The sequence below is a fragment of the Streptomyces sp. NPDC059852 genome, from assembly GCF_042731455.1.
Taxonomy (GTDB): domain Bacteria; phylum Actinomycetota; class Actinomycetes; order Streptomycetales; family Streptomycetaceae; genus Streptomyces.
The window spans coordinates 135,709-145,734 of the sequence record NZ_JBHWJK010000020.1; the positions used below are offsets into that span (position 1 = coordinate 135,709).

The 10,026-nt window shown below is 74.3% G+C and carries 11 protein-coding genes and 1 pseudogene; 5 read left to right on the top strand and 7 right to left on the bottom strand.

The features are described from left to right. Positions 1–927, bottom strand: a complete 927-nt coding sequence (locus tag ACFV46_RS24505) for a DMT family transporter (RefSeq protein ID WP_361933838.1) — start codon at positions 925–927, stop codon at positions 1–3. Between the two features lie 73 nt (positions 928–1,000). Here ACFV46_RS24505 and ACFV46_RS24510 point away from each other — a divergent pair, with 73 nt between their 5' ends. Next, complete coding sequence (locus ACFV46_RS24510) at positions 1,001–1,615, top strand: TetR/AcrR family transcriptional regulator (protein ID WP_385499671.1); 615 nt, start codon at positions 1,001–1,003, stop codon at positions 1,613–1,615. Here ACFV46_RS24510 and ACFV46_RS24515 read toward each other — a convergent pair. Genes ACFV46_RS24515 through ACFV46_RS24525 form a run of 3 tightly spaced genes read right to left on the bottom strand, consistent with a single transcriptional unit; the run spans position 1,603 to position 5,522 of the window. Next, complete coding sequence (locus ACFV46_RS24515; protein WP_385499673.1) at positions 1,603–3,678, bottom strand: iron ABC transporter permease; 2,076 nt, start codon at positions 3,676–3,678, stop codon at positions 1,603–1,605. The genes ACFV46_RS24510 and ACFV46_RS24515 overlap by 13 nt on opposite strands. A 3-nt stretch (positions 3,679–3,681) precedes the next feature. Then, positions 3,682–4,668, bottom strand: a complete 987-nt coding sequence (locus tag ACFV46_RS24520; RefSeq protein WP_385499674.1) for an ABC transporter substrate-binding protein — start codon at positions 4,666–4,668, stop codon at positions 3,682–3,684. Next, entirely contained in the window at positions 4,665–5,522 is an 858-nt protein-coding gene (locus ACFV46_RS24525) for an ABC transporter ATP-binding protein (protein WP_385499677.1), read from the bottom strand. Before ACFV46_RS24525 ends, ACFV46_RS24520 begins: the two co-directional genes overlap by 4 nt. Before the next feature lie 155 nt (positions 5,523–5,677). Here ACFV46_RS24525 and ACFV46_RS24530 point away from each other — a divergent pair, with 155 nt between their 5' ends. Next, positions 5,678–7,048 (top strand): MFS transporter, encoded by a 1,371-nt coding sequence (locus ACFV46_RS24530; protein WP_385499679.1) that lies wholly within the window; start codon positions 5,678–5,680, stop codon positions 7,046–7,048. 11 nt (positions 7,049–7,059) lie between these two features. Here ACFV46_RS24530 and ACFV46_RS24535 read toward each other — a convergent pair whose 3' ends face one another. Then, entirely contained in the window at positions 7,060–7,194 is a 135-nt protein-coding gene (locus ACFV46_RS24535) for a hypothetical protein (protein WP_385499690.1), read from the bottom strand. Between ACFV46_RS24535 and ACFV46_RS24540 the strand changes: the two are divergent. From ACFV46_RS24540 to ACFV46_RS24550, 3 genes and pseudogenes are all read left to right on the top strand, one after another. Further along, positions 7,151–7,425, top strand: a pseudogene (locus tag ACFV46_RS24540) (hypothetical protein). The gene ACFV46_RS24535 and the pseudogene ACFV46_RS24540 sit on opposite strands and share 44 nt — an antisense overlap. Positions 7,426–7,508: 83 nt before the next feature. Beyond that, entirely contained in the window at positions 7,509–8,198 is a 690-nt protein-coding gene (locus tag ACFV46_RS24545; protein ID WP_376728121.1) for a GAF and ANTAR domain-containing protein, read from the top strand. A 109-nt stretch (positions 8,199–8,307) separates the two neighbouring features. Beyond that, on the top strand, positions 8,308–8,802 hold the full coding sequence (locus ACFV46_RS24550; RefSeq protein ID WP_151787531.1) for a peptidylprolyl isomerase: 495 nt from the start codon (positions 8,308–8,310) through the stop codon (positions 8,800–8,802). A gap of 62 nt (positions 8,803–8,864) precedes the next feature. Here ACFV46_RS24550 and ACFV46_RS24555 read toward each other — a convergent pair whose 3' ends face one another. Next, entirely contained in the window at positions 8,865–9,296 is a 432-nt protein-coding gene (locus ACFV46_RS24555; protein WP_361933818.1) for a hypothetical protein, read from the bottom strand. A gap of 215 nt (positions 9,297–9,511) precedes the next feature. Next, complete coding sequence (locus ACFV46_RS24560) at positions 9,512–9,814, bottom strand: DUF3040 domain-containing protein (protein ID WP_385499680.1); 303 nt, start codon at positions 9,812–9,814, stop codon at positions 9,512–9,514. Positions 9,815–10,026: the final 212 nt, after the last annotated feature.

A 10,026-nucleotide genomic window follows, 5' to 3' on the forward strand; every position in this document is an offset into this window, starting at 1 on the left:
TCAGCGCCGGGCCCCGGTCGCCGCCTTCGCGGCGTCGTCCGGGACCCGTTCGGCGGGCCGGTCACCGGAAGCGGCACCGCGGCGGACGACGAGCACGGCGGCCAGGGCCACGGCCAGACCGAGGGCGGTCTGGGCGCCGAAGGGTTCGCCGAACATGAGCGCCCCCCAGACGGCCGTCACGGGCGCCATCAGGAACATCAGGGTGTTCACCTGGGTGACGCCCGAGCGGCTGAGGATGATCCAGTACAGGCCGTACCCGCCGAAGGTGGCCAGGACGACGAGCCAGGCGGTCGCGAGCCAGAAGGACGGCTCGGCGGGCGGAACGGCCTCCCCGGCGCCGACGGCGAGTGCGGTGAAGACGACGGCGCTGGTCAGGCAGTGTGTGGTCAGCGCGGCCTCGGGCGCCACCTTCGTACGGGAGCGGCCCTCCAGGAAGGTGGCCGCGACCAGCGACAGCATGCCGAGGAACGGGACGGCGTAGGCCCACCAGACGGCGTGCCCGCCGGAGGCGGCGTCGGCGCCGGTGACGACGGCGACGCCGGCCACGCCGAGGCCGAGACCGAGCCACTGCCGGCGTGAGACGTACTGGTGGAGGAGCGGCCCGGCCAGCGCCCCGGCGACGAGGGGCTGCACGCCGTCGATCAGGGCGGTGGTGCCGCTGGACACGCCGAGCTGGATGGCCCCGTACACGGTGAGCAGATAGCCGCTCTGCGAGAGGGCCCCGACGACGACCTGCCGGGCCACGTCCCGCAGGGTGAGGCCGCGCCAGGAGGCACGGGCCAGGGCGACGGCGAGCAGGACGAGGGCCAGCGGCAGGAACCGCCACATGAGGAGCGTGACGGCGGAGGCGCTCCCCGCGCCGAGCTTGGCCCCGATGAACCCGGAACTCCAGCAGATCACGAAGGCGGCCGACAGCAGCACGTTCATGCGCGGGCCTCCAGTAAACAGATCGGTATAGTCACTGCTCCACCCACTATACAGATCGGTATACAGTGGGGCCATGGAGAGCGTACGGAGTCCGCGACGGATCACGATGACGCCGGCCGCCCTGCGGGTGCGGTCGGCCGCGGACCGGCTGTTCTACGAGCGGGGCATCCACGCCGTGGGCGTCGACCTGATCGCCACCGAGGCCGGGGTCACCAAGAAGACGATCTACGACCGCTTCGGCTCCAAGGAGCAGCTGGTGGTGGAGTACCTGGCCGACCGGGACGAGCGCTGGCGGGCCTTCCTCGACGGCCACCTGGACGCCGCCGGGGCCGACGCCCGGGCCCGCGTCCGGGCCGTCTTCGACGCCTCGCTCGCCTGGGCCGGGGACCACAACTCCAAGGGCTGCAGCATGGTCAACGCCCATGCCGAGATCAGCGACCCGGCCCATCCGGCGTACCCGGTCATCACCGGCCAGAAGGCGTGGATGCTGGCCCTCTTCACCGACCTGGCGCGGGAGGCCGCCCCCGGCGACGCCGAGCGGATGGGCCGCTCGCTCATGCTGCTGCACGAGGGGGCGCTCGTCGCGTACGGCCTGGGCGTGTTCCCGGACCCCATCGGCCACGCCCGCGACCAGGCCGAGGCCCTGCTGGACGCGGCCGGCGCCGGCGCCCGGGGTCAGCGGCCCTGACGCCGGCCGCGCACCAGCAGGCACAGGAAGTACGGCGTACCGACGGCCGCCGTCATCAGGCCCGCCCCGAGCTGGGCCGGCGCGATCACCGTACGGCCCAGCAGATCCGCCGCGCAGACCAGCAGGGCGCCGAGCAGCACGGCGGCCGGGAGCACCCGGACGTGCCGCCGGCCCACGAGCGCCCGGGCCGCGTGGGGCGCCACGAGTCCCACGAAGCCGATCGTGCCGGCCGCGGCGACCGCCGTGGCGCTGAGCAGCACGGCGAGCACCAGGAAGCCGAACCTCCCCCGCGCCAGGCCGAGTCCGAGCAGCCGCGGGGTGTCGTCGTCCAGGGAGACGAGGTCCAGCTCGGTGCGCCGGGACACCGCGACGGCCAGCCCGAGGACGAGGACGGTCGCGAGCGGCACGAGGTCGGGCAGGGTCCGGCCGTAGGTGGAGCCCGACAGCCAGATGAGCGCCTTCGTGGCGTTGAAGGGGTCGGTGAGCACGATGAGCAGGCTGATCACGGCGGTGGACGCGGTGGCCGCGCCGACGCCGACGAGGACGAGCCGGTTCTGCCGGAAACCGCCGCGCGCGGCGAGCCCGAAGACGAGGGCGGAGCTGACGGCGGCGCCCGCGAAGGCCGCGCCGGCCATGCCCCACGATCCGGCCATGGGCACCGTCGTCACCAGCAGGACAGCGCCCAGCGCGGCGCCGCCCGAGACACCGAGGACGCCGGGTTCCGCGAGGGGGTTGCGCGTCACGGCCTGGACGAGCGTGCCGGCCAGGGCGAGCGCCGCGCCCGCGAGGAGGGCGGCGAGGACGCGGGGCGTGCGGGTGTCGAGGACGAAGGAGACACCGCGGCCCGCGCGGCCCTGCGCCCAGTTGACGACGTCGCCCAGCAGCAGCTTGCTGTCACCGAGCAGGACGGCCGCGATCGTGACGCCCACGAGGACGGCGGCCAGCACGGCGGTGGTGGTGACGAACACGGCCCGGCTGCGGATGCGCAGCCGGTCGGGCGGGGCGGCCGCGGCGGTGTCCTTCAGCCGGGTCGCCATGACGACGAGGAAGACGGCGCCGACCAGACTGGTGACGACGCCCGTCGGCACGGCGACCGCGAGGCCGGAGGGCACGAGGGCGCGCAGCAGCACGTCCGAGCCGAGCACGAGGGCCGCGCCGGTGAGGCCCGCGACCGGCAGGCGCCCGCGCGAGCGGGTGAGGCCGTGGGCCCTGCGGGCCAGGGCCCGCACCAGGGCCGGGGCGCACAGGCCGACGAAGCCGATGGGCCCGGCGAGGGTGACGGCCGAGGCCGACAGCAGCGAGGCGAGGACCACCGTGGTGACACGGGTGGCCCGCACCGGGACGCCCAGGCCGCGGGCGGCGTCGTCGCCGAGGGCCAGGGCGTCGAGGCGCCGGGCGACCAGCAGCAGCCCCACGAGGCCGGCGACGGCCAGGGGTGCCATCTGGAGGACACCGTCGAAGCCGCTCTGCCCGATGCCGCCCTGGTTCCACTGGTACAGGCCCTGTGTCTCCTGCGGGAACAGCAGCAGCAGTCCCTCGGTGACGGCGGTGAGGCCGAGGGCGAGGGCGGTCCCGGCGAGCACGAGCCGTACGGTGCCGGCGCCCAGGCCCGACAGGCCGAGGACGACGGCCGCCGCGACGAGGCTGCCGGCGAAGGCGATCCCGGAGGAGGCGATCAGCGGCAGCGAGACTCCGGTGACGGAGGCCAGCCCCAGGGCCAGATAGGACCCGGCGTTGACGGCGAGGGTGTCGGGCGAGGCGAGCACGTTGCGGGTCACGGCCTGCAGGGCGGTGCCCGCCATGCCGAGGACGGCGCCGACGAGGAGGCCGGCGGCCGCCCTCGGCAGCCGTGAGGCGACGACGACGGAGGTGTCGCCGGCGCCGGCCCGGCCGGTGAGCGCCCGCCAGACCTCGCCGGCTCCGACGTCGGCCGTGCCCTGGGTGATGTCGACGACCGCGAGGGCCGCGACCAGCAGGACCAGGGCGGCCGCCACCGCGGCCGTGCCCGTCCGGGAGGCGGCGGCCGTCGGGCGGGCGACGGAAGGGGGTGCGGTGACGGCCATCTGCTACTTCGTCAGCTCATCGACGACGGCGTCGACGTACCGCTGCATGGAGGCCGGCCCGCCGAACATCCAGATGCCGTCGGGCAGCCGGTGCACGCGGTCCTTCTTCACGAAGGGCAGCGAGGTCCACACCTCGTCCTTCGCGAGGGCGCCGGTGAAGGGGGTGCTGCTCTTGTCGCCGTCGTTGCCGATGTAGGCGAACCGCACGTCGTCGGGCAGCTCGGTGAGGCCCTCGACGTCGGTGGTGCCGAGGCCGTAGTCCTTGTCGCCTTCGACCGTCCAGGCGTTCTTCAGGCCGAGCTTCTCGTTGACGGCGCCGATCAGCGAACCGCCGGTGTACGGCCGCAGGGAGATCTGGTGGGAGATGTCGTAGCCGTCGGCGAAGGCGAACGCCGTGCCGTCGAGACCGGCGTCGGCAAGGGCCTCGGCGCCCTCCTTCAGCGTGGTGGCGAAGTCCTTCTTGATCTCGCCGGCCCGCTCGGTGGTGCCGGTGGCCTCGGCGATGAGGTCGAGGTTCTTCGTCATCTGCCCCAGCGGGTCGGACGCGTTCGCGGAGCGCACCTCGATCACCGGGGCGATCTCGCGCAGCTGCTTGACGGCGGCGGGCGGCAGGTCGGTGCTGGCGACGATGAGGTCCGGGGCCAGCGCGGCGACGGTGTCCATGCTGGGCTCGCCGCGGGTGCCGATGTCCTTGGGATCGTTCTTCAGCGGGACCGCCTTGTCCCAGGTCCGGTAGCCCTTGACGTCGGCGACGCCGACCGGGTCGACGCCGAGCGACACCAGCAGCTCGACCTCGTGCCACTCGGTGCCGACGACCTTCTCGGCCGGCCCGTCCAGCTTCACCTCGGTGCCGGAGGCGTCGGTGAGGGTGATGGCCTTGTCCTGCTTCTTCGGCGCGGCGTCGTCGGCCGCGGGCTCCGTGGTGCCGCAGGAGGTCAGGGCGAGGGCCGCGGCGGTGGCGACCGCCGCGGTGGTGATCAGGCGTCTCATGAGGGAGTGCCGGGCCTTTCGGTTAGTGTGTGGTGACGGCCGAGGGCGCGGGTGCGCGGCCGGCCGGTGAGCGGGTCGGTGCCGACCTCGATGCGGATGCCGTAGACACGGGTCAGCCGCTCGGCGGTCAGTACGTCGTCGGGGGTGCCGTCCGCGACGACACGTCCCTCGTGCAGCAGGACGACGCGGTCGGCGAGCGCCGCGGCCTGGTCGAGGTCGTGCAGCACGGCGCCGACGGCGATGCCGTGGTCGTCGGCCAGGTCGCGGACGAGGTCGAGGAGTTCGATCTGGTAGCGCAGGTCGAGGTAGGTGGTGGGTTCGTCGAGCAGGAGCACTCCGGTCTCCTGGGCGAGACAGCTCGCGAGCCAGACCCGCTGCAACTGCCCTCCGGAGAGGTGCTCCACGCCGCGTCCGGCGAGGTCGCCGAGGCCGGTCAGGTCGAGCGCGCGCTCGACCGCGGCGGCGCCGTCCGGGTCGGCGCCGCCCCACCGGCCCCGGTGGGGGTACCGGCCGAACTCGACGACGTCCCGTACGGTCAGGCCGCTGGGGGTGGGGCGGCCCTGCGTCAGCAGGGCGACGCGGCGCGAGAACTCACGCGGGGTCAGCGCGAGCCCGTCGGCGCCGTCGACCAGGAGGGCGGCGGTGCGCGGCTTCTGAAGGCGCGCCACGGTCCGCAGCAGCGTGGACTTCCCGCTGCCGTTGGGTCCCACCAGCACGGTCACGTCACCGGGCCGGAGCGACAGCGACGCGCCGTGGACGACGTCGACGCCTTCGTACGCCACGGTGACGTCCGTGGCCGACAGTTCATGCCCGCGGGGACGCGCCGCCGCCGAGACCGTTTCCTCTGCTTGCACGCGATAAAGGTTAGCCTAACCTAAGTAGCCGTGATCAAGGGGTCTGCCGTCCGGACGCGGGACGCTCCTCGGCCCTGTCCGGCACGCTTCCCCGACTTGCCGCCTGAGGCGCCTACTGTGGCGGTCCACGCGATCTCGCCGTGACCGGAGGAGGGATGACCGTGGCCCAGGCGCGGCCGGGGGGCGAACGGCGGGGCCCGGCGCCGCTGCTGGCCGTGTGCGCCGGCTACTTCATGGTGATCCTGGACGTCACCGTCATCAACGTCGCCGTCCCCGTGATCGGCCGCGACCTCTCCGCCTCGCTCACCGGCGTCCAGTGGGTCACCGACGGCTACACGCTCGTCCTCGCCGGGTTCCTGCTGACCGGTGGCGCGCTCGGCGACCGGCTGGGCAACCGCCGGGTCTTCTGCGCCGGCGTGGCCGTGTTCACCGCCGCCTCCGCCGCGTGCGCGCTCGCGCCGGACGCGGCGTTCCTCGTCGCCGCCCGCCTCGCCGAGGGACTGGGGGCGGCCCTCATCGTCCCGGGCTCTCTCGCCCTGCTCCAGCAGGCCTATCCGGAACCGGCGGCCCGCTCGCGCGCCTTCGGACTGTGGGGGTCGATGGCGGGCATCGCCGCCTCGGCCGGCCCGCTGCTCGGCGGAGCGCTCGTGTCCACCGTCGGCTGGCGCTGGGTCTTCCTCGTCAACCTTCCGGTCGGCGCGGCCTGTCTGGCGCTGACACTGCGCCATGTGGCGCCCTCGCCCCGCCGGGCCGACCGCGCCCTGGACTGGCCCGCGCAGTGCGCGGTCGTGGCGGCCGTCGCCCTGCTGACCGCCTCGCTCAACGAGGCCGGGCGGCGCGGCTGGACCGACCCGGCCGTCCTCGCGGGCCTGGGCCTGGCCGTCCTCGCCGCCGTGGCCTTCGCCGTCCGCGAGCGGCTGGCGCGCTCCCCCGCCCTGCCGCTGCGCCTGCTGCGGGCACGGGCGATGAGCGGCGGCGCCGCGATCGGCCTGCTGTTCAACTTCGCGTTCTACGGCATGGTGTTCACGGCCAGCCTGGAGTTCCAGCAGGGGCGCGGCTACAGCGCCTTCGAGACGGGGCTGGCGCTGTTCCCGGCCGTGGCGACGACCATGTTCGCCTCCGTGCTGTCCGGCCGGCTGGCCCGCCGTACCGGCGACCGGCCCCTGGTGGTCACCGGCATGCTCGTGGCCGCGCTCGGCCTGGCCGGATGGGCGGCGGCGGGCCCCGACCCCGGCTACGCCCTCCTCGTCGCCCCGATGATGGCGGCGGGCTTCGGCACCTCGTTCGCCCTGACCGGTTCCACCACCACCGTCATGGGCGCCGTACCCGCCGCGTACGCGGGCACCGCCTCCGCCCTGTTCAACACCACCCGCCAGATCGGCAGCGCCACCGGGGTCGCCCTCGGCGGCAGCCTGCTCGCCTCCGCCGCCGACCCCTCGGCCGGACTGCGCGTCAGCATGGCCGCCGGTGCCGCCGCCTACGTCACGGCCGCGGCACTGGCCTGGCGGTGCGTGCCGAAGCGGTGACCGGCCGCCGGTCACGGCCCGTGCGCGCTACTGTCGCCGGTCATGGACGACGCATGGCGCGGGGACAGGATCGGCAGCGCGCTGCGGGGGCGGAACCCCACCGTGCTGCGCCGGCTGGAGGCCGGGTTCGCGGTGATCGGGGACACGCAGTTCCTCCCCGGCTACTGCGTCCTCCTGTCGGACGACCCGGCGGCCCGGCGGCTCTCCGACCTCCCGCGGGCCGGGCGCCTTGCCTTCCTGTGGGCCTGCCGGTGTGGCTGTACCCGCGCGACTCCTGGAGCGCCCCGGAGCACGCCCTCGGCCCCCGGCACGACCCCCTGCGCGGGGCGATCGGCGCGGAGCTCGACCGGCTCGCGGGCGACGGATCGCCGCGCTGACCCGGGGGCGCCAGGCGGCGGGTGCCGCCCCGTGGAATGCTGGGAGGCCGGCACGGCCTGGACCCCGAGAGGTGGAGGACGCGATGGACTGGGCCTGGTTCGCGCAGCAGATGGCGTCGATGGCACGCGATCTCCTGGCGCAGGAATCGGTCGACGCGACCCTGGGACGGATCACGCGCTCCGCCACCGAACTGGTGGAGGGCTGCGACGCCGCGGGAATCCTGGTGCTGCGCGGCGACACCGTCCAGACGCTGGCCCCCACCGACGACCTCGTCGTGGCCAGTGACCGGATCCAGGGGGAGCTGCGGGAGGGGCCCTGCTTCGACGCCGCGCACACCCGCACGGGCGAACGGGTCTTCCGCATCCCCGACTTCACCTCGGACGCGGCGCGCTGGCCCCGCTATGCGCCCCGGGCCCAGGAACTCGGCGTCGGCAGCATGATGGGCTTCCTGCTCTACACCGAGGACGAGGATCTCGGCGCCCTCAACCTCTACTCCCGCGAGCCGGGCGCCTTCACCGACGCGAGCGAGCTCGCCGGGTGGCTGCTCGCCTCCCACGCCGCGATCGCCTTCTCCAGCGCCCGCACCCACGCCCAGATGGAGGACGCCGTCGCCACCCGTCATCTGATCGGCGAGGCCATGGGCATCCTCATGGGCCGTCACGGACTGGACGAGAAACAGGCCTTCGACGTCCTGCGCCGTTACTCGCAGGAGAACAACGTCAAGCTCCGTGAGGTCGCCCGGCAGATCTGCGAGAAGGGCGCCCTGACCTGAGGGGCGGGCACGGGCGGGCGGGGCGGGCCGCACTCTAGCCCACCGCCCCCTCGCCACGCCCGGGGGGCCGTGTTCGACCTGGCAGAGCCGGGAGTGGAGAATCAGGGCCATGAGCGAGAACGTCTTTTTCCAGATCTCGGCCGGCGGCGAGAACCTCGGCCGCATCGTCTTCCGGCTCTTCGACGACGTCGTGCCGAAGACCGCGCGCAACTTCCGTGAGCTGGCGACCGGCCAGAACGGCTACGGCTACAAGGGCGCGCCCTTCCACCGGGTCATCCCCGAGTTCATGCTGCAGGGCGGCGACTTCACCAACGGCAACGGGACCGGCGGCAAGAGCATCTACGGCGAGAAGTTCGCCGACGAGAACTTCCAGCTGAAGCACGACCGTCCGTACCTGCTGAGCATGGCGAACGCCGGACCGAACACCAACGGTTCCCAGTTCTTCATCACCACGGTCGTCACGCCGTGGCTGGACGGCAAGCACGTCGTCTTCGGCGAGGTCGTCGAGGGCGAGGACGTCGTCAAGGCGGTCGAGGCCCTGGGCAGCCGCTCGGGCACGACCGCCAAGAAGATCGTCATCGAGGACTCCGGCATCGTCGCCTGACGCATCGTCGGCACAGCACGGCCCGGCGTGGGCTCCACGCCGGGCCGTTCGCGTCCGCGGTGTCAGGCGTCGCCCGCGCCCTCCGGTCCGCCGCCCGCGGCCGTGCCCAGCCGCCGGTACGCGGCGCGCGCGTACCGCACCCTGGCCAGAACCGTGCCCACGAGCGCGGCGGTGAGCAGACACGCGAGCCAGAACGTGTCACGGGGCCCGGCCCAGGTCAGCGTGCCCTCGGGCGGCACGCCGAAGGCGTTGAGGAAGAGCCAGCACAGGACGGCCGTGCCGGGGGCCGCGCTGAAGCGGGCGCCCAGCCCCAGGAACGCGGCCAGCAGCGACAGCGCGGTCAGCGCCAGGGAGGGCCGGTCGGGGCCGACGACGGCGTGGACGAGGGCCACGAGGACCAGTGCCCCGCCGAACGCCCCGGCCCACACCAGACGGGTGGGCACGGGCTGCGGAACGGGCCTGGCGCCATGGCCGAGGGACACCCATTCGATCACTGCGGTGCTTCCTTCCGGTCCGCCCCCGTCGCCCGGCGGGAGGGGATCGTCCCGGTCGCCAAGGCGCATCACACTGAACCCTGATTGTCTCACCGGTCCCTGGACGGCCGTCGCGGCCGGTTCCGGGCCCGCTCGTAGGGTGGCACCGGCGGTGCGCCGGGGAAACAGCCGTTCCGGCCAGTCGTCGCGTCTCTCCCCCGGCCATCTGTCGCGGATCAGCGGGGCGGACGCCCGCCGCGCCGTCCGGTGCGGGTGCGGGTCCGCTGGGGGTCGCAGCGCTCGACGGCGATGCCGGCGAGCACCAGGCCGGCCGCGATGACCAGCCCGTCGGCCACGGCGATGCCGGTGCCGAGGGTGGTGAGGCCGACCGCGAGCAGCCACCACGCGCGGGTGCGGCGGTACTCGTGGGGGCGGGCGGGGCGCCCCGCGCGAAACCGCCGGACGAAGCGGGGATCGTCCCGCAGGAGGCGGGTCTCCAGCGCGACCAGGCGGTCGTCGTCGGACGAGGACATGGGCATGGCTCCTCCTTCCCGGAGCGCGTCGCCGCGCCTGGAGCCGTTCCATCGAGGGAGGGGTCACCGACAGTCGAACCCGCGCGCTCGCGCCCCCGCCATCGGTCCCCGCACCCATGTTTCCCGGGGCGCGACACCCACAAGCGCGGGACGCGGGACCTGCACGAACCCCTCGCACACACGGCCCGGGCGGCGGCTCCGGCGGGGGTGTTCCCGCC

Bases quoted from the DNA above. Each gene is read 5' to 3' on its own strand.
- ACFV46_RS24545 (WP_376728121.1), top strand. From the start codon at position 7,509: ATGGACTGGGCCTGGTTCGCGCAGCAGATGGCGTCGATGGCACGCGAT.
- ACFV46_RS24510 (WP_385499671.1), top strand. From the start codon at position 1,001: ATGGAGAGCGTACGGAGTCCGCGACGGATCACGATGACGCCGGCCGCC.
- ACFV46_RS24505 (WP_361933838.1), bottom strand. From the start codon at position 927: ATGAACGTGCTGCTGTCGGCCGCCTTCGTGATCTGCTGGAGTTCCGGG.
- ACFV46_RS24550 (WP_151787531.1), top strand. From the start codon at position 8,308: ATGAGCGAGAACGTCTTTTTCCAGATCTCGGCCGGCGGCGAGAACCTC.
- ACFV46_RS24520 (WP_385499674.1), bottom strand. From the start codon at position 4,668: ATGAGACGCCTGATCACCACCGCGGCGGTCGCCACCGCCGCGGCCCTC.
- ACFV46_RS24515 (WP_385499673.1), bottom strand. From the start codon at position 3,678: ATGGCCGTCACCGCACCCCCTTCCGTCGCCCGCCCGACGGCCGCCGCC.
- ACFV46_RS24530 (WP_385499679.1), top strand. From the start codon at position 5,678: ATGACCGTGGCCCAGGCGCGGCCGGGGGGCGAACGGCGGGGCCCGGCG.
- ACFV46_RS24560 (WP_385499680.1), bottom strand. From the start codon at position 9,814: ATGCCCATGTCCTCGTCCGACGACGACCGCCTGGTCGCGCTGGAGACC.